This window comes from Enterobacter sp. Bisph1 (assembly GCF_000814905.1).
Taxonomy (GTDB): domain Bacteria; phylum Pseudomonadota; class Gammaproteobacteria; order Enterobacterales; family Enterobacteriaceae; genus Kosakonia.
In genome coordinates this window covers 1-18,493 of record NZ_JXAG01000049.1, presented here as the reverse complement: position 1 = coordinate 18,493, position 18,493 = coordinate 1, and the positions used below count along the sequence as shown (strand labels likewise).

Below are 18,493 nucleotides of genomic sequence, written 5' to 3'. Positions count from 1 at the left end.
GTTGCCCCTCTCCTGTTTATTCCGGGTCAGGAATGCCCAGTTTTGTATTCAGACGTCCGCGGGATTTATTAAAGATTTTATTGCCATTCTCGCGTCCGGCGCGGCGTTTACGCTGCTCTTCTGCCGGCAGTCCGCTCTCTTCTTTACACAGTTCGCTGCAGCAGCCATTAAATTTCTCTGCGCACGCCGGGCACTGGATAAACAGCAAATGACAGCCGTCATTACGACAATTAGTGTGCGCATCGCAGGGCGCGCCGCACTGATGGCAATGGGCAATCACATCCTCGGAGATACGTTCGCCCATCCGCTCGTCGAACACAAAGTTTTTACCGACAAAGCGCACCGGTAAGCCCTGTTCACGCGCACGGCGCGCGTACTCAATAATGCCGCCTTCGATATGCCACACTTTATTGAAGCCATTATGCTTCATCCACGCGCTCGCTTTTTCGCAGCGGATGCCGCCGGTACAGTACATAACGATCTTCTTATCTTTATGCTCCTGCATCATCTCAACCGCTTTCGGCAGCTGTTCGCGGAAGGTATCGGCCGGGATCTCCAGCGCGCCATCGAAGTGACCGACTTCGTATTCATAGTGATTACGCATATCGATAAAAATCGCCTCGGGATCGTCGAGCATGGCATTCACTTGTGCCGCTTTCAGATAATCACCAACATCGCTGGCATCAAAACTCTCATCGTCGATGCCGTCGGCAACAATCCGCTCACGGACCTTCATGCGCAGCACCCAGAACGATTTACCGTCATCGTCAATGGCGATATTTAAACGCACCCCATCAAGGGCCGGATCCCAGGCGTAAAGCGCCGCACGAAAAGCGTCGAATCGGCTTTGCGGCACGCTAACCTGCGCATTAATGCCTTCATGGGCCAAGTAAATACGGCCAAATACCTTCAGTTGGGTAAACGTCTGGTAGAGCGCGTCGCGGGTCGCTTTGGGGTCGGTAATCGTAAAATATTTATAGAACGAGACGGTGACGCGCGGTTCAGTTTCCGCGAGCATCCGCGCCTTCAGTTCATCATTTGAGATGCGGTTGTGTAACACTGGCATGGTGTACGTGTCCTGCAATGATAAAGAGTGAAAAGGGCGGCATCATAAAGCAATTAGTGACAATTTACATCCACACAATTTGCGCTACATTTTGTCTAATTCTAACGATTACTGCGTTACAATTCCTGACAAAACGGGCATTTTGTGCGGCCTGATTTTGGTAAATTCCGAAAAAAATGCGAGAATACAAGGTATTGTTGCTCAAAACAGGACAGTCATGACGCATTTACCTAAGTTTTCAGCATCGCTGCTTCATCCGCGCTTTTGGGCGCTGTGGTGTGGAGTCGGCCTGCTGTGGTTAGTAGTTCAACTTCCCTATCCCCTGCTCTACCGCCTCGGTTGTGGTGTCGGTTTTCTGGCCCAACGCCTGATGAAACGGCGCGCCCGTATCGCGCAGCGCAACCTGGAACTCTGTTTTCCGCAGATGAGCGACGCCCAGCGTCAGCAAATGTTGACGAAAAATTTCGAATCTGTCGGTATGGGATTAATCGAAACCGGGATGGCCTGGTTCTGGTCCGATCGCCGTATGCGCCGCTGGATGGAGGTCATCGATTTTGACTTTGTCAGACAGGTGCAAGCGCAGGGGCGCGGTATTTTGCTGATCGGCGTACATTTTCTGACGCTGGAAATTGGTGCCCGCATGTTTGGCCTTAACGAGCCGGGGATCGGCGTCTATCGGCCGAATGACAATCCGGTTATCGATCTGCTACAAACCTGGGGGCGCATGCGTTCCAATAAGAGCATGATCGACCGTAAAGATCTCAAAGGCATGATCCGCGCTCTGAAAGCCGGCGATGTGGTGTGGTACGCACCCGATCATGACTACGGCCCGCGCGCCAGCGTCTTTGTGCCGTTCTTTGCCGTTGATCACGCGGCATCCACCTCCGGTACGTGGATGCTGGCGCGCATGTCGCAGGCGTGTATTGTACCGTTTGTCCCGCGCCGTAAACCGGGTGGCAAAGGTTACGAACTGATCATGCTGGAGCCGGAGTGTTCGCCGCCGCTGGACGACGCGGAAACCACCGCTGCCTGGATGAATAAAGTGGTTGAGCGCTGCATTATGATGGCACCCGAGCAGTATATGTGGCTGCACCGGCGCTTTAAAACGCGCCCGGAAGGTGTTCCTTCTCGCTACTGAGTCGGCAACGAGCCCGCAAAGATGCGGGCTTATTTTTGTCACACAAAACTGCGCCCGTAGATTGCGGCAATCCACTCCTGCGCCCATAATTAGCCTGCTTATTAAAGAAATGTGTGCTGATATGGACGGTTATGTCACTCTCTGATGCCCCAATAAACTGGAAGCGTAATCTCACCGTAGTGTGGTTTGGCTGCTTTCTCACCGGCGCGGCGTTCAGCCTGGTGATGCCCTTTTTACCCCTCTATATCGAACAGCTCGGCATTACCGATCCCGGCGCGCTTAATATGTGGTCCGGTTTAGTGTTCAGTATTACCTTTCTCTTCTCCGCTGTGGCCTCGCCCTTCTGGGGCGGTCTTGCCGACCGTAAAGGGCGCAAAATCATGTTGCTCCGCTCCGCACTCGGTATGGCCATTGTGATGGCGCTGATGGGCTTAGCGAATAACGTCTGGCAGCTGTTGATGCTGCGGGCGCTGCTCGGTTTACTCGGCGGTTTTGTCCCCAACGCCAATGCCCTGATTGCCACGCAAATACCGCGGAATAAAAGCGGCTGGGCGCTGGGCACGCTGTCGACAGGTGCCGTTAGCGGCGCGCTGCTGGGGCCGATGGCCGGAGGATTGCTGGCGGATAGCTGGGGCTTGCGGATGGTCTTTTTTATTACCGCTTCCGTACTGTTTCTCTGCTTCCTCCTGACGCTGGTCTGCATCCGCGAAAACTTTACTCCCGTTACCCGGCGCGAAATGTTGCACTTCAAAGAGGTTTTCGCCTCGCTGAAAAACCCCAGGCTGGTGTTGAGTCTGTTTATTACTTCGCTGATCATTCAGGTGTCGACAGGCTCTATCGCCCCGATTCTGACGCTGTATGTCCGGGAACTGGCGGGTAACGTCAGCAATATTGCGTTTATTAGCGGCATGATTGCCTCCGTGCCCGGCGTCGCCGCGCTGCTCAGTGCGCCTCGTTTGGGCAAGCTTGGGGACCGAATCGGACCGGAAAAAATCCTTATTGTGGCTTTGCTCCTTTCGGTCCTGTTACTGCTGCCGATGTCGCTGGTACAAAACCCATGGCAGCTCGGTATTTTACGATTCCTGCTCGGCGCTGCCGACGGTGCGCTGCTTCCCGTGGTCCAAACCCTGTTGGTGTATAACTCCACCAATCAGATTGCCGGGCGCATATTCAGTTATAACCAGTCATTTCGTGATATAGGCAATGTGACCGGGCCTTTACTGGGTGCGGCGGTATCGGCCAGCTACGGTTTTCGCGCAGTATTTTGCGTTACCGCCGGCGTGGTCATGTTTAACGCTATCTATTCGTGGTTCAGCCTGCAGCGCCGCGCTCGTAGCGCGCCGGTAACCGAAAGCGGCGCTACGCAACGCAATGTTGTGGGCAGCAAAAAGTAACGCGCCAGATAACTTTTCCCCCGCTGCTTAGGGAGCATCCTTTTCTGTACATACAGGAAAATGCGCATTCACTTATTCCAGATTTGACGCTCGCAAACACAGCGTCTATAGGTTTGTGAATACCTTTTTTACTGTTATCTCAGGAGTGATGATATGGCCGAAACTGAACTGGAGTATTACTCAACGCTGTCAGAAGCAATTGATGCCGCCCGGGAATTATTTATTGCCGATAATCCGGATTTGGATGAAGACGACATCAGCGTGCAGCAATTCAATGTGCAAAAGTATGTCCTTCAGGACGGCGATATCGCGTGGCGCGCGGAGTTTTTTGCCGATGCAGAAGAACCAGGCGAATGCCTGCCGCTGTTGAGCGGTGAAGCTGCGCAAAGCGTTTTCGACGGTGATTTTGATGAGATAGAGATACGCCAGGAGTGGCAGGAAGAGAATACGCTGCACGAATGGGACGAAGGTGAATTTCAGCTCGAACCGCCTCTTGATACCGAAGAGGGGCAGACAGCCGCCGATGAGTGGGACGAGCGTTAATTACTCATAGGGGCCGTGTTGTGTATCCAATGGCAACAGCAGCGTGTCAAAGACCAGTGAAAAGGGTAAATCCAGCACGGTAATGTAGCGCCAGGCCGAGTCGCGTACATCCCACTTCACGCCGGGATAGTATTGATTGCCATGCCCCTGGCCGGGAATTGTCCTGCTGATGATGCTGCCGCAGCCGCTCAGCAGGCACGCCATTATCACCACTAAAATGAGTTTCACAGGCAACCTCTTTTGTCTGAAGCTAAAAAAATACCGGCCCGCAGGCCGGTATTTTCATTTATGTCGGCATCCAGGCTTATTTTGCCTTTAACGCCTGCGGATTAAGTTTCAGCGTTTCGTAATGGCTCACCCATGAGAGATATCTCTCCGGTGCGGACCACACACGATAGTGCAGGCGCGCCAGGGTGACCGGATCGCTTAACAACACCAGCCGACGATCGCGGTTCAGCTTCTCTGGCGTTTCGTTCAGCGCCTGCTCAACATGGCGGTCGCGGGCAATTTCCAGCACGTGACTTGCGCGGTGACGCGCGGTAGCCATCGCCGTTGCCAGGGCATTAAACGATGGGTTAAACACCGCATGCATAAAACCATCTTCCAGCGCGCGTGAACGGTTTAGCTCCAGATATTGATCTGTTGCCACCAGCACCTGCGGCGGAGAGTACTCTTCCGGGATCAGGAACAGTTTCCAGCGCTTGGTGCGCATACCCACCGTTGAACGGCTGGAGATCACCGACACAAACGGCGACAGGATCAGCGAGAAGACAATCGGTGCCAGCCAGAAAAGGAACCGCAGATCCAGCCACGCCATGCCCACCGCCCACACCAGCCCTAACAGCAGTTGCGAGCCGTGGCGCATAAAGGCTTCGCCCCACGGGGTTGAGTCGTCGTCACGCTGCGGTGAATTCCATACCACTTCCCAGCCGAGGAAGGCGCTGACGACAAACACCGTGTGAAATAGCATGCGCACCGGCGCCAGCAGCACGGAAAACAGCACTTCCAGCAGCAGCGAAAGCGTGACGCGCAGGAATCCGCCGTACTCTTTCGGCCCTTTGCACCACACCAGAATGATACTCAGCAGCTTCGGCAGGAACAGCAGTACCATCGTCGAGGCAAACAGCGCAATCGCCAGCTCGGGACGCCACTGCGGCCATACCGGGAACAGCTGGCGCGGTTGCAGGAAGTATTGCGGCTCCGTCAGCGCATGCACCACCTGCAAGGCGGTCGACAGCGCAAGGAACATGAACCACAACGGGGCTGAGAGATAGGACATCACGCCCGTCAGGAACACCGCACGGTGCACCGGGTGCATCCCTTTCACCAGGAACAGGCGGAAGTTCATCAGGTTACCGTGACACCAGCGGCGGTCGCGTTTCAGCTCATCGAGCAGGTTCGGCGGCAGCTCTTCATAGGATCCCGGCAGATCGTAGGCAATCCACACGCCCCAACCGGCACGGCGCATCAACGCCGCTTCCACAAAGTCGTGGGAGAGGATCGACCCGGCGAATGAGCCTTCACCGGGCAACGGCGCAAGGGCGCAGTGCTCAATAAAGGGTTTCACGCGGATAATGGCGTTGTGGCCCCAGTAGTGGGATTCCCCCAGCTGCCAGAAGTGCAGACCGGCGGTAAACAACGGCCCGTAAACGCGGGTGGCAAACTGCTGACAGCGCGCGTACAGGGTATCCATACCGGAGGCTTTCGGCGAAGACTGAATGATCCCGGCGTTCGGGTTCGCTTCCATCAGACGCACCAGCCCGGTCAGACACTCGCCGCTCATCACCGAGTCCGCATCCAGCACCACCATATAGCTGTACTGGCTGCCCCAGCGACGGCAGAAGTCATCGATGTTGCCGCTTTTGCGTTTAACGCGACGGCGGCGTCGACGATAGAAAATCTGCCCTTCGCCCTGCACTTCGGCAATCAATTCCATCCAGGCTTTCTGCTCAGCAACGCAGATATCCGGGTTGTAGCTGTCGCTCAGAACGTAGACGTCGAAATGTTGCTGCTGTCCGGTGGCTTTTACCGATTCCCAGGTCGCACGCAGACCGGCAAAGACGCGATCCACATCTTCATTACAGATGGGCATAATCAGCGCGGTACGGTGCTCAGGATTCAGGGGTTCATCGCCTACCGTCGACGCCGAGATACTGTATTTATCGCGGCCAATCAGCAGCTGCAAAAAGCCCATCAGCGCCGTCCAGAAGCCGGCGGAAACCCAGCAGAACAGCACGGCAAACAGAATCAGGATCCCCGTTTGCAGCACATACGGCAGAAGCTGCATAAAGGAGACCCACAGATCCTGGCCCGCCATATCCGTTGGGTTAATCAGCGCCCACCCCTGATAAGGCAAAATGGTTTTCATATACCAGGTTGCCACCACGGTCTGCGCCAGCGTCAGCACCAGCAGAATGTAGCGACGGATAGAGCCGACGGTACGCCATTTCTGCTCGTGCGCCTGCTCCTCTTTGGTCAGACGTGCAAGGTAGCGCGGTGGCACTTCGCGCCCGCGCAGCCGATCCCAGAAGCGCCCAATCGGGTTCGTGCGCCAGGGATCGGGAAACATCGAAGAGCGTTTCGCTTTCGGCATCGCCTGCAGCTGCGCGCGTCCTTCGTCATCTTTTATCAATTGCCCTTCGGCGAGAGAATTCGGCCAGCTGTGTTCGAGACGGGCAGTCAAAGACCCCAGCGGCGTATCATCTTCTCGCTTCCAGTCCTTATGCTCTTTATCCAGCGCTTCATGCACGCTGCGGATGCTCTCTGTCGGCAACGCCGCCTTCTCCACATCGGAAAGCGGCAGCGCGTCGATATACTCAGTTGTCTTATTCATTGGCAGGTAGCTGATAGCTCCAGGTTTCACTCAGGGTCTGGTCGGCGTTGACCAGCGCCGCGCGCATATCCGTCGTTTTCTTGGCATCTTTCACTTTCACGCGCAGCATCAAACGCCAGCCTTGCGTCACCGGATTATAGCGAACGGTGTTTTCCACAATCTCACCGTTATCACCAATACTGGCTTGCGCGGTTACCGGCGTTTCTTTCGGCAGTTTTTTCATTTCCTGGCCGTTGAAATCGACAACAAACGCAATCGTACCGTCAGGTTGACGGATAAGGTTGGACTGTTTCACATCCCCCGTTGAGCGACGCGTCTGCAAGACCCAGGCATTATCCGGCGCATGCAGTTTGTCTTCATCACGGCTGAAGGTAATGGTGTATTTGAAGTTCATCTCTTTACCCGGTTCCGGCAGCTGATCCGGCGTCCAGTAAGCGACGATGTTATCGTTGGTTTCGTCGTTGGTTGGAATTTCTACCAGCTCGACTTTACCTTTGCCCCACTCGCCTTTCGGCGTCACCCACGCGCTCGGGCGCAGATCGTAGCGGTCATCGATATCTTCAAAGCGGGAGAACTGACGCCCGCGCTGCAGCAGGCCAAAGCCCTGCGGGTTTTCCATCGCATAGCTGCTCACAGCCAGATGTTTCGGGTTGTTCAGCGGCCGCCAGATCCATTCGCCGTTGCCCGCCAGCATCGACAGACCGTTGGAATCATGCAGTTCCGGGCGATAGTTGGTCGCCGCAGACGGCTGCGCAGGCCCAAACAGGAACATACTGGTCAGCGGCGCAACGCCGAGCTTGCCCACTTTGTCACGCAGGTAAACTTTAGACTGCACATCCATCACGGTGTCGCGACCCGGGATTATCACAAAACGGTAAGCACCGGTCGCGCGCGGGGAATCCAGCAACGCATAAATGGTCAGGCGTTTGTCGGTCGGTTTTGGACGCTCGATCCAGAACTCGCGAAAACGCGGGAACTCTTCGCCGGACGGCAATGCGGTATCGATAGCCAGACCGCGCGCGGAGAGACCATACACCTGGCCTGCGCCAATGACGCGGAAGTAGCTCGCACCCAGCATGCTGACGATTTCATCGTTTTTATCTTTATTATTGATGGGGTACAGAACTTTGAAACCGGCGAAACCGAGGTCTTTAACCGTCTCTTTATCGTGCTGGACATTACCGAAGTTGAAGAAATCCGGGTTGTATTTAATTTTACGCACGGTATTGGCAGTCACTTCGTTGATGCTCACCGGCGTGTCGAAGTACATACCCTGATGGTAAAACTCAAGCTTAAATGGGGTGTTAATCGCATTCCAGTAAGCCTTGTCGTGGTTAAACTGGATCTGCTGATAGTCCGCGTATTTCATCTCACGGAACACAGAGGGCAAATTGCTCTTGGGTGCTTCGTAGCCTTTACCGGCCAGTGATTGTGCCTGTTTTGCGACATCGTCAATAGAAAAGGCCCAGCCTGATGACGTATAAAGTGACAACAGAACAGCAGCACCTACCCAACGCATTTTCATCATTCGTAATTTAGGTTTCATAATAACTAAGCACTTCCCCCTTTGTGTGCTTAAATCGATCCGATCCATTTTAATGGAAACTCTGGCAATCCGACAACTGAATCCCCGCTTTGTTCTTCAGGCTGGCTTATTGATTAAGCTTTTGAAACTCGCCCTTTATCGTTTTGCAGCCTTATCCTGGAGACAGGTTATCTGACATAGTGTAGGGTTGGTTGCGAATGTAATCATTATTTGTCTTATGGATAAGACGAAAAGTCTGAGAATGTACGGAGTCCTATGACCAACGCCCCCGCCCAACGAGAATATTTCCTGGATTCCATACGCGCGTGGTTGATGCTGCTCGGGATCCCCTTTCATATATCGCTGATTTACTCCAGCCATATGTGGCATGTTAACAGTACTTTCCCCTCGTGGTGGCTTACGCTTTTCAACGACGCCATTCATGCTTTCCGCATGCAGGTGTTTTTTGTTATTTCCGGCTATTTTTCATACATGTTGTTTTTACGTTACCCGCTTAAGCGCTGGTGGAAAATCCGCGTTGAGCGCGTGGGTATTCCGATGCTAACGGCTATACCGCTGCTGACGCTACCGCAGTTTATGATGTTGCAATATGTGAAAAATAAAACCGCGCAATGGCACACCTTATCGATTTATGACAAATTCAACACGCTGGCGTGGGAGCTGATCTCCCATTTATGGTTTTTATTAGTCCTCGTGATATTAACCACCGTTAGTATGCTGCTATTCAGAAAATTAAGACAGCGCGCTCACCGTCTGACGGACACTATTTCTTTCGCGCACTTATCGCTGTGGTTCCTGCTGGCGGGTCTGGCCTGGGCCGCATTTCGTCGAATCGTGTTTCTGCTCTATCCGGATATCTTGCGCGATGCGCTGTTTAATTATGTGGTGATGCAGACGCTGTTCTACCTGCCGTTTTTCGTCCTTGGCGCAGTAACCTTTATCAACCCGCGCTTGAAGACGCTGTTTACCTCGCCGTCGCCGTGGTGCATGGTCGGTTCCGCTCTGGCGTTTGGCGCCTATTTACTGAATCAGCGGTATGGCAGCGGTGACGGCTGGATGTACGAAACCGAAGCGGTTATCACTATGGTGCTGGGTCTGTGGATGGTCAATGTGGTGTTTTCGTTAGGCTACAAGCTGCTTAATTTCCAGTCGGCGCGCGTGAGCTACTTCGTTAATGCCTCGCTGTTTATCTATCTCGTCCATCATCCGCTGACGTTACTGTTTGGCGCGTGGATAACGCCGCATATCGAGTCTAATTTTATGGGTTTCTTTACCGGCCTGGTGTTTGTTATCGGCATCGCCGTGCTGTTGTATGAAATTCATCTGCGCATTCCGCTGCTGCGCTTCCTCTTTTCCGGCAAGCCGCAACAGAACTCCGCCAAAGGTCACGCCCACGCCAAATAAGTTTTTGACGGCTCTACGACCAGAGCCGCCGTCGCTTATACGCTTTGTTGCGTCAGCAAGCGCTGATAAAGGTGGGTCATTTCCTCGTCAAAACAGACAAAAATGACCTGCTGAAGCTGCGGTCGTCGCGTCAGGTGCGCGGCGACGGTATTAACGGCAATCTCTGCCGCCGCAGCTTTAGGGTAACCGTAGACGCCGGTACTGATAGCCGGAAAAGCAATGGATGTATAACCGTTCGCTTCGGCAAGCTGCAGGCTATTACGATAGGCATCCTCCAGCAGGTGCGCCTCATTCTCTTCCCCGCCGCGCCAGACCGGTCCGACCGTATGGATAACCGCCTTCGCCGGTAAATTTCCCGCCGCCGTAATCACCGCATGTCCTGGCGCGCACTCGCCCTGCAGTTGGCGAACCTGTCGACAGGCTTCAAGCAACGCTGGTCCGGCAGCGCGATGAATCGCGCCATCTACCCCGCCGCCGCCCAGCAGGGAGGGATTTGCTGCGTTAACAATAACATCCACCGCCAGCGTGGTGATATCCCCTTGCACTACTTGCATACGTGGTTGCATTCTCTTCCCCTGGCCGTTCAATAACCCTTAACAGGCTTAAGTGTACCCGCAAACAGCGTGAGCAACATACCTAACGGCAACACGAATCTTTAGACGCAGAATTGACGGCGATCGCAATAATGCACCGTAAGGGCGTTATCCAACGAGAACTTGCCGCCGGGAGAATAAAAAAGGTTTAGCAGGTCAGCATGTTGTATGCGGCGGCTGGGCAGAAAAGAGATGAATGTGTTGTGCAGGCGGGACTGAAAATTAACGTTCCGGCTGCCACTGCTGCACAAGATGCAGCGACTCGCCATCGGAGACGGTCACCATGATTTTGACGTTATCATTTTCGGCAATGTTTAGCCGGATACGCGATATCTCGGTGGTTTTATTCGCGGCAAGCGCCAGGGTATTACGCTGTCGGCTCTGGCTCACGCCCGACTGGCCTTCGCGCTCGGTGATCACCTGTACCTCGCAGACACAATCTTCGACGATCTGCACCACAGGCGTAATGGTATAGTTGTCTCCGTCGCGCGTGGTATTGAAGGTTATCTGGCTGGATAAAGCCGCCAGTAATAATAAAGTGTGCATAGCGCCTCCAAAAAAAACAGGGCCGCAGCCCTGTTTATTTCCGATCGGAAGATCAGTACTGATTAGCTGTTGCGTGGTTACCAAAGCCAGTTTGCTGAACCGTCACGTTTGAATAAGAAGCGGTCTGGTTAACCAGGGCACCGTTGCTTACACCATACTGGCTCACGGAGATATCTGAGTGGTGGCCGTTCCACTGGTCAATGGTGGCACTGTTCAGAGCGCCGTTCTGGGTCAGATCGATGGAACTGGAATCAGCGCCTTGACCAACATCGGCGGTGTTTGACACGCCGGACTGATGAACGGTCAGATCGGATTCACGTGCGTCGCTTTGTAAAGCCACCGCAGAGTTAGCCGTACCATATTGATAAATGCTCATATCAGAATGCGGGCCATTGTTGCTACCGCCACCATGACCACCGCCATACTGCGGAATGCTGCCTGCAAATGCGCCGGCTGAAACAACGATCGCTGCGAATGCTGCCACTTTTAAAAGTTTCATGGAAAACCCCCATTGGATTGATATTTAAAGCCGCAGTCGTTTTCAACGTTGAATAACGCGAATAGCCATCTGCGACTGTCGTTGCACCACTACTGCCGTTTTTTGCGTACCATACTGCGTGATATCTGCCCGGTTACCCGAGCCTTTCTGAATAATGACCGCGCTATTACCAAAGGCGTCCTGATTAATACTCGCGCTATTCGCACTACCTGCTTGATCGATATAAGCAAAGTTTGTGCTACCGGACTGATTAATATGCGCTGAGTTGCTTCCACCATTTTGAGAAATAACGCCTAATAGTTTCGAACCGCGCTGATCTATCAGCGCATTATTGCTCTGACCATGCTGTTCAATATGGGCTGACTGATTATAAGGAACCTGGCTCAACTCATTTACCGCCAGATTGTATTCAGAGTCTGCCAGGTCATAACCGGCCGCAAAAACCATACCCGGCATCACCAGCATGGATAACACCATAAAGGTTATTTTATTCTTCATGCTGTCACCGCCACATTTATATTGTTAATACCTCGTTGCAGAATTGAGTATGTCTGGAAGAAAAATAAAATATCTCACCAGCAAGTAGGATTTTTATTAGACGGATCACTATAAAGTATGAAGCCTCTCTTTTTTAAGGGTTCTAATTAGCGTTTCAAAAGATGATTTTTCTTAATTCCTTACCGCCTGGTTTTAAACCTTACTTAACGCTGCAGGCTGTTAACCCCTCCATTTTGTGATGTTAAGCTTGAGTCAAAATATCGCTATATCATTGTAAGTAATGACTATTTAAACGATTACCCTTAGCATTGCACGCCCTCTTTGCACCAGGAATATTTACTTACTTCGGCACAAAAATAACATTTTAAAATTTAATTTTACATCTTGTTACATGATTAACACTTGCTTTAAGATTGGCAAGCGTTAGATTAAATCCGCTGCACTCATTATTTTGTATTACTTTCCCTTACCCGGGCTGAGTACTTATTCCTGAACACTGAAAAGTGCATCCATCACTATCCCAGTTTCCCTGGTTAATTACCGGGGGTAAAATTGATGAATATAAAACAATTACACGGGGTTTCATCATGTTTTATGAAGTCCAAAGTTCATCTATTTCAATGCTATTGTTAATCACAAAACCATCATTACAGGCAACGGCACTTTTGCAGCACTTAAAATTTACGCTGGCGTTGCCAGGAAAACTGCAAAATATTCAACGACCTCTCGATGACGTACCGGCACTGAGTATTGTTTTATTCGATATGATGGATGCCGATAAAAAGCTTATTCAGCAGTGGCAGAATATATTGTCGCAGAAAAATGCGGAGCTTAAGCTTTTACTAATGAATACCCCCGCGGACTATCCATTCCAGGAGATCGAGAACTGGCCGAATATTACCGGCGTATTCTACATCTCTGAGGACAGAAATCAGCTGGTTGAGGGGTTAAAAGGGGTGCAACGTGGGGAGTACTATTTCTCGCAGAAGCTGGCGAGCTATCTGATTAGCCATGCCGGCAACTACCGCTTCTACAGTACTGAATCGGCACTGCTTACTCATCGCGAAAAAGAGATCCTTAATAAACTGCGCGTGGGCGCGTCAAATAATGAAATCGCCCGTTCGTTGTTTATTAGCGAAAACACGGTCAAAACCCATCTTTATAATCTTTTCAGGAAGATAGCGGTTAAAAACCGTACCCAGGCCGTCTCGTGGGCCAACGATAATCTCAGGCGTTAATATTATGAAACGCTGCTGGTGTAATCTGGCGGCAGCCTCTTTGCTGCTCGCCTGCTTTAATGTGTCGGCTGTGGAAGTCGAAGTACCGGGGCTTTTAACCGATCACACCGTCTCGTCTGTAGGCCACGTATTCTATCGTGCCTTCAGTGATAAGTGGGAAAGTAGCTGGAAAGGGAATTTAACCATAAATGAACGGCCAAGCGCTCGTTGGGGAAGCTGGATAACGATATCCGTAAATCAGACCGTCGTTTACCAGACCTTTCTTTTCCCGACGCATCGTGACTTTGAGAAAAATGTTGAACTCGCGCTGGCGCAAACCCAGCAAGCGCTCGATCACCTGCAAATAAATCAAGCGTTGCTGAGTGTCGGTGATTTGGCAAGTGACGAATTCTAAAAAACGTTAAATTCCGGAGACTATTATGCGTAGCGTATATACCCTGGTTGCGCTGTTGATTATTGCCCCTGCGAGCTTTGCGGGAAACATGACTTTCCAGTTTCGTAATCCTAATTTCGGCGGTAACCCGAATAATGGTGCATTTCTATTAAATAGCGCGCAGGCACAGAACTCCTATAAAGACCCGAGTTATAACGATTACGCTCCTGAAACCCCCTCGGCGCTGGATAATTTTACCCAGGCCATACAATCGCAAATTTTAGGCGGGCTGCTGACCAATATAAATACCGGGAAACCAGGACGCATGGTAACCAGTGACTTTATTGTCGATATTTCAAATAAAGACGGGCAGCTGCAATTAAATGTCACCGACCGCAAAACCGGTAGAACGTCAACCATCCAGGTTTCAGGATTACAAAGCGGTTCAACCAATTTTTAAACCACCGTTTAACAGGATAACGATTATGTCGCGCCTCTTTATTTTATTCGCCGTGTGTTTATTAAGCGGTTGCCTGACTGCGCCGCCGAGACAAGCTGCTAAACCAACGCTGCTGCCGCGAGCGCAAAGTTATCAGGATCTCACACAGCTACCGTTGCCAACCGGGAAAATATATGTCTCGGTATATAATATTCAGGACGAAACCGGTCAATTTAAGCCCTACCCGGCAAGTAACTTTTCTACCGCCGTGCCGCAAAGCGCGACCGCAATGCTCGTCACGGCGCTGAAAGATTCCCGCTGGTTTGTGCCGCTGGAGCGCCAGGGTTTGCAGAATTTATTAAATGAACGAAAAATCATTCGTGCCGCGCAAGAAAACGGCACGGTGGCGATTAATAACCGCGTTCCGCTGCCTTCCCTCACCGCAGCGAATATTATGGTGGAAGGCTCCATCATTGGTTATGAGAGCAACGTAAAATCGGGCGGCGTTGGCGCACGCTACTTCGGTATTGGCGCCGATACGCAATATCAGCTGGATCAGATAGCGGTAAATCTGCGCGTTATTAATGTGTCGACGGGGGAGATCCTCTCATCGGTCAATACCAGCAAAACCATTCTCTCTTATGAAGTTCAGGCGGGCGTGTTTCGCTTTATTGATTATCAGCGGCTGCTGGAAGGCGAAATTGGCTATACCGTCAATGAACCCGTCATGCTATGCCTGATGTCGGCGATTGAAACCGGCGTAATTCTGCTGATTAACGATGGCATCGACAGGGGATTATGGGATTTGCAAAACGGTACGGATCGTAATAATCCGGTGCTGGCCAAATACCGCACCATGGCCGTACCGCCGGAGTCGTAAAAAGTGACGCGTGACGTCAGGTCACGCTTTTTCCTGCTCTTTCATCAGCGGCTGTGGGCGGCGCGAAGCCAGCCACAGCCCGCTGTTTTTCATGGCATAGCCAAACAACAATCCCACCACCAGCGACGGCAACACCAGTCGCCAGTCACCCTGCCCGGCAAAGGTCGCACAAGCGCCAATAAAGGTCCCCGGCACGAAAGAGAGCAGCAGATTTTTGGCCTGCAGGCACATTAAAAACGCTACGCCGCCGGTCAGCAGATAGCCGATAATATCCAGATGCGGAGCCAGTGCGGAACCGTGAATAATGACCTGTGCCCAGGCAACGCCGCTCAGCACCGTGCAGGCTGAAATCAGCAGCCCTTTCAGGCCGCCCTGCGGGCAGGCAAAATAAGCGGTGCATCCAAGGAAGCCCGCCCAGCCCAATAAACCGAGAGAGACAGCCACCCAGCCCCAGATACCCGAGAGAATGCCCGTCGTGATTGCGATAGCGATAAGCGTGTTCATGGCGCGCATCTTAGCAGATGCGCGCTACGGTTATGTGATCATCAGCATACTATTTGAAACGCAATAATCATCGTTGCATTTTAAATGTGATTCAAATCACTATTGCTCGTCAGCGTCTTCCTGCAGTTCATCCCACATAGCGGCAATCGCATCGCGCGACAGCGGTGCCAGCGTGCGCCAGAACGGCGTCGTCGCATGTGCTTCAACTTTGCCAAAGAACGTCCCGCACCAGGGCAGCAGATAATCGGCAAACAGGATTTCCAGCGCCTCGCTTTCATCTTCTGCGGATTGGTCTTCTAACCATGACGCCGCCAGCAACAGCGTGCCGATATGATCGGCTGGCGCATCGGTCAACGGCATCCCGCGACTGGATAAAAATGCACGAACTTCCGCTTCCGTCGCCCCTTCAACCCAGGCACTGCGATAAGGCGCTACGCGGCACTCATCACCGACAAACAGGGCGTTGTAATCAGCAGCCAGCGTCTGCGCATCGCAATTTTTCTGCAAGCGCTCCAGCAGTTCATCCTGTTCCAGCGGCCAGCTCTCTGCCAGTTTCCCCTCACGTATCAACGTGTAGAGCGGTACCAGCAGAGGATCTTGCGGCTGGCGATAAAACAGTGAGCCCAGTACACGGCAGAGGATTGAAAATTCGTTCATCAGTGATTCCAGTCAGTATTAAAGTTCAGCAAATTCAGCGATTGGCGGCATACCGCGAGATTCGAGGAAATCCAGCAGCCGGCGGGGTGAAACATTCAGGATGCGATCTTCCGGAAAATTGACATCATCCAGCACCTTGCGGCATTCGCTAAAATCGCCTAATGAAAAAGCGGTATGCGAGTCTGAGCCTAACGCAACCCAGCCGCCAGCGTCGCGTACCGCGGCGGCAACAGCGCGACAATTCGCCTCGCTGCCCTGACGCGAATGAATAAACGACGAATTATTAATCTCCAGCGCGACGCCATATTTAGCGGCCGCGGCGGCGACCGCCGGAATATCAATTTCGAATTTAGGGTTACCGGGATGGCTAATCATATGGACATTGCCGCTGGCGATGGTGACAATCATCGCCTGCGTATGGGTATCTTTGTCCTGCGGAGGAAAGACCGGTTCGTGAAAACCGGCAATAATAAAATCTAACGAGGTCAGCATCGGGCCGGTGCAGTCAATTTCACCGGCGGTATTTTTAATATTCGCTTCGATACCGCGCAAAATGCCGACGCCATCGACCAGTCGAGGCCAAATGCGCATATTCACGAAGTGCCAGTAGTGCGGCGCATCGGCCATATCCGGCCCGTGATCGGTAATAGCAAACAGTTTGATTCCTTTGCGTTTTGCCTCGGCAATATAGTCGTGAAGCGTACTGTAAGCGTGGGTGCTGGCGACGGTATGCATATGCAGGTCAACGGGATACATGACTCACTCCTGTAGTTATTACGGCATGATAGCAGTTATCATTGTCATTTTTAATGACAGACGACGGATGCTGGCGTCGTCAGTAGCCGCGCGTTCTGTCTACGAGCCCGCTAACCGCTTCGCCCCGCTCCAGCCGCTGGAGTGCCTGCGCAATAAATGCGACAGCTTCGCTGCGACGCGTCGTGGCCGCCATATGCGGGGTCATCGCTACGCGCGGATGCGCCCAAAGCGGGCTTTGCGCAGGTAACGGTTCCTGGCTAAAGACATCGAGCATCGCGGCTTTTAACTTACCTTGATCCAGCGCCGCGAGAAGATCGCTCTCAACAACATGCACCCCGCGCGCAAGGTTTATCAGGTAGCTGTTATCAGCGAGCTGGCTGAGCAATGCGATATTAATAATACCCACGGTTTGCGGGGTATACGGCAACAGATTAATCAGGACGCGCGTACCATGAAGAAATTCGCTGAGCTCTTCATTACCGGCATAACTGGTGACGCCGGGCAGATTTTTACGGCTGCGGCTCCAGCAGCGCAGCGGGAAACCCCATGCGAGCAGGCTTTCAGCCACTTTCCCGCCGAGCACGCCCGCGCCGAGAATACCGATAGTAAAGTCTTCACGTTCGTACTCCTCCAGCGGTTGCCATTTCGCCTGCAGTTTTAACGCTTGATAATCATCGAAGCGTCTAAACCAGTGCAGCACCTGGCTCACCGCGTACTCCTGCATTTGTTGACCCATTCCGGTATCTTCCAGGCGGTACAGGGGAACCGACTCAGGCAACATATGCGGATGCGCCTGCAGCTGGCTAAGGATCGAATCAACGCCTGCGCCTAAGGCAAACACGCCTTTTAGCTTGCGGCCTGCCAGCATCTCAACCGGCGGATGCCACACCAGCGCATAGTCAGCGTGGGCATTATCACCCGCGGTCCATACACGGATGCGGGCCTGCGGCAGCGCCTGACGTAAGGCGTTAATCCATTCGTTATGATCAAATGAGGGGTGATAAAAGATAATGTCCATATCAACTCCAAAAGCGGGGGTGAGCTTTCCGGTTATTTACCGGAACATCTGTGAATTTTTCGTAGGCGTTCAGCATAACAAATTTCATCTGCGCCACGGGCAGAAAGTACCGCGACGAGAAATAAAGCGTTTTCAGAACGTTTAAGAAGCAGGTTGTTTGAAGTTTGTCTAAACGCGCTGATTTATTGAAAAAGGGCATTGACGGCGTTCCCTGTTTTCCCTACATTAGCGCCCGTCCCGCCAGTAGCGGGAAGACAATGTGGTGAGGTGTCCGAGTGGCTGAAGGAGCACGCCTGGAAAGTGTGTATACGGCAACGTATCGGGGGTTCGAATCCCCCCCTCACCGCCATCATTTAAGAGAAGAGCCTGTACGAAAGTACGGGCTTTTTTCGTTTATATCGCACTTATCGGGGGGGATGAGAAGCCCCGACCGGGGTTCGACAACTGGCGCAGCCAGTTGGACAGACCACACACGCAGTGAGTGGGCTGCCCGCAGGGCGAGCGGAGCGAGTCAATCCCCCCCTCACCGCCATCATTTAAGAGAAGAGCCTGTACGAAAGTACGGGCT

20 protein-coding genes, 1 tRNA gene and 1 other RNA gene are annotated in these 18,493 nt (G+C 52.5%); 10 read left to right on the top strand and 12 right to left on the bottom strand.

Going from position 1 to position 18,493, the window contains the following annotated elements; all coding sequences use genetic code 11:
• Positions 1 to 16 precede the first annotated feature (16 nt).
• Positions 17 to 1,066: an oxygen-dependent tRNA uridine(34) hydroxylase TrhO gene (trhO, locus tag RW65_RS17295; protein ID WP_039058046.1), complete on the bottom strand. Its 1,050-nt coding sequence runs from the start codon at positions 1,064 to 1,066 to the stop codon at positions 17 to 19.
• 217 nt (positions 1,067 to 1,283) lie between these two features.
• Between trhO and RW65_RS17290 the strand changes: the two genes are divergently transcribed.
• From RW65_RS17290 to RW65_RS17280, 3 genes are all read left to right on the top strand, one after another.
• The gene (locus tag RW65_RS17290) at positions 1,284 to 2,204 is read left to right on the top strand and encodes a Kdo(2)-lipid IV(A) acyltransferase (protein WP_039058044.1); all 921 of its coding nucleotides are present in this window, start codon (positions 1,284 to 1,286) and stop codon (positions 2,202 to 2,204) included.
• Between the two features lie 131 nt (positions 2,205 to 2,335).
• Complete coding sequence (mdtG, locus tag RW65_RS17285; protein ID WP_039058043.1) at positions 2,336 to 3,598, top strand: multidrug efflux MFS transporter MdtG; 1,263 nt, start codon at positions 2,336 to 2,338, stop codon at positions 3,596 to 3,598.
• 168 nt (positions 3,599 to 3,766) lie between these two features.
• Positions 3,767 to 4,141, top strand: coding sequence for a MysB family protein (locus tag RW65_RS17280; protein WP_156124027.1), 375 nt, complete (start codon positions 3,767 to 3,769; stop codon positions 4,139 to 4,141).
• On the opposite strand, the gene RW65_RS17275 is transcribed toward RW65_RS17280, so the two are convergent.
• The 3 genes from RW65_RS17275 to mdoG form a co-directional block, all read right to left on the bottom strand.
• On the bottom strand, positions 4,142 to 4,369 hold the full coding sequence (locus RW65_RS17275) for a YceK/YidQ family lipoprotein (RefSeq protein WP_039058041.1): 228 nt from the start codon (positions 4,367 to 4,369) through the stop codon (positions 4,142 to 4,144). It lies immediately after the preceding gene.
• A gap of 76 nt (positions 4,370 to 4,445) precedes the next feature.
• Complete coding sequence (mdoH, locus tag RW65_RS17270) at positions 4,446 to 6,974, bottom strand: glucans biosynthesis glucosyltransferase MdoH (RefSeq protein ID WP_039058040.1); 2,529 nt, start codon at positions 6,972 to 6,974, stop codon at positions 4,446 to 4,448.
• Complete coding sequence (gene mdoG, locus RW65_RS17265; RefSeq protein WP_156124026.1) at positions 6,967 to 8,502, bottom strand: glucans biosynthesis protein MdoG; 1,536 nt, start codon at positions 8,500 to 8,502, stop codon at positions 6,967 to 6,969. The genes mdoH and mdoG overlap by 8 nt, the downstream gene beginning before the upstream one ends.
• 273 nt (positions 8,503 to 8,775) lie before the next feature.
• Between mdoG and mdoC the strand changes: the two genes are divergently transcribed.
• Positions 8,776 to 9,924: a glucans biosynthesis protein MdoC gene (gene mdoC / locus RW65_RS17260; protein ID WP_039058038.1), complete on the top strand. Its 1,149-nt coding sequence runs from the start codon at positions 8,776 to 8,778 to the stop codon at positions 9,922 to 9,924.
• Positions 9,925 to 9,959: 35 nt separating this feature from the next.
• Here the strand turns inward: mdoC and ymdB are convergent, their stop codons facing one another.
• The 4 genes from ymdB to csgB all read right to left on the bottom strand — a co-directional run bounded on the left by ymdB (position 9,960) and on the right by csgB (position 12,060).
• Entirely contained in the window at positions 9,960 to 10,490 is a 531-nt protein-coding gene (ymdB, locus tag RW65_RS17255) for an O-acetyl-ADP-ribose deacetylase (RefSeq protein WP_039058037.1), read from the bottom strand.
• Between the two features lie 249 nt (positions 10,491 to 10,739).
• Positions 10,740 to 11,063 (bottom strand): curli assembly chaperone CsgC, encoded by a 324-nt coding sequence (gene csgC / locus RW65_RS17250; RefSeq protein WP_039058036.1) that lies wholly within the window; start codon positions 11,061 to 11,063, stop codon positions 10,740 to 10,742.
• Between the two features lie 52 nt (positions 11,064 to 11,115).
• Positions 11,116 to 11,562, bottom strand: coding sequence for a curli major subunit CsgA (gene csgA, locus RW65_RS17245; protein WP_039058035.1), 447 nt, complete (start codon positions 11,560 to 11,562; stop codon positions 11,116 to 11,118).
• A gap of 42 nt (positions 11,563 to 11,604) precedes the next feature.
• Entirely contained in the window at positions 11,605 to 12,060 is a 456-nt protein-coding gene (gene csgB, locus RW65_RS17240; protein ID WP_039058034.1) for a curli minor subunit CsgB, read from the bottom strand.
• Positions 12,061 to 12,647: 587 nt separating this feature from the next.
• Here csgB and csgD point away from each other — a divergent pair.
• The 4 genes from csgD to csgG are packed head-to-tail and all read left to right on the top strand — an operon-like array spanning position 12,648 to position 14,990.
• Positions 12,648 to 13,298: a biofilm master transcriptional regulator CsgD gene (csgD, locus tag RW65_RS17235; protein ID WP_039058033.1), complete on the top strand. Its 651-nt coding sequence runs from the start codon at positions 12,648 to 12,650 to the stop codon at positions 13,296 to 13,298.
• A gap of 4 nt (positions 13,299 to 13,302) precedes the next feature.
• Entirely contained in the window at positions 13,303 to 13,692 is a 390-nt protein-coding gene (gene csgE, locus RW65_RS17230) for a curli production assembly/transport protein CsgE (RefSeq protein WP_039058032.1), read from the top strand.
• A 25-nt stretch (positions 13,693 to 13,717) separates the two neighbouring features.
• Positions 13,718 to 14,131, top strand: coding sequence for a curli production assembly/transport protein CsgF (csgF, locus tag RW65_RS17225; protein ID WP_039058031.1), 414 nt, complete (start codon positions 13,718 to 13,720; stop codon positions 14,129 to 14,131).
• 25 nt (positions 14,132 to 14,156) lie between these two features.
• Positions 14,157 to 14,990 (top strand): curli production assembly/transport protein CsgG, encoded by an 834-nt coding sequence (gene csgG / locus RW65_RS17220; RefSeq protein ID WP_039058030.1) that lies wholly within the window; start codon positions 14,157 to 14,159, stop codon positions 14,988 to 14,990.
• Positions 14,991 to 15,011: 21 nt separating this feature from the next.
• Here csgG and RW65_RS17215 read toward each other — a convergent pair whose 3' ends face one another.
• From RW65_RS17215 to ghrA, 4 genes are all read right to left on the bottom strand, one after another.
• Complete coding sequence (locus tag RW65_RS17215) at positions 15,012 to 15,494, bottom strand: DUF1097 domain-containing protein (RefSeq protein ID WP_156124023.1); 483 nt, start codon at positions 15,492 to 15,494, stop codon at positions 15,012 to 15,014.
• Between the two features lie 99 nt (positions 15,495 to 15,593).
• Positions 15,594 to 16,151 (bottom strand): TorD/DmsD family molecular chaperone, encoded by a 558-nt coding sequence (locus tag RW65_RS17210; protein ID WP_039058028.1) that lies wholly within the window; start codon positions 16,149 to 16,151, stop codon positions 15,594 to 15,596.
• Between the two features lie 18 nt (positions 16,152 to 16,169).
• Positions 16,170 to 16,907, bottom strand: coding sequence for a phosphatase (locus RW65_RS17205; protein WP_039058027.1), 738 nt, complete (start codon positions 16,905 to 16,907; stop codon positions 16,170 to 16,172).
• A 79-nt stretch (positions 16,908 to 16,986) separates the two neighbouring features.
• Positions 16,987 to 17,925: a glyoxylate/hydroxypyruvate reductase GhrA gene (gene ghrA, locus RW65_RS17200; protein ID WP_039058026.1), complete on the bottom strand. Its 939-nt coding sequence runs from the start codon at positions 17,923 to 17,925 to the stop codon at positions 16,987 to 16,989.
• A 261-nt stretch (positions 17,926 to 18,186) separates the two neighbouring features.
• On the opposite strand from ghrA, the gene RW65_RS17190 reads away from it, so the two are divergent.
• Positions 18,187 to 18,274 (top strand) — tRNA-Ser (locus RW65_RS17190).
• A gap of 46 nt (positions 18,275 to 18,320) precedes the next feature.
• Positions 18,321 to 18,457: non-coding RNA, RtT sRNA (locus tag RW65_RS22205), on the top strand.
• Positions 18,458 to 18,493 lie beyond the last annotated feature (36 nt).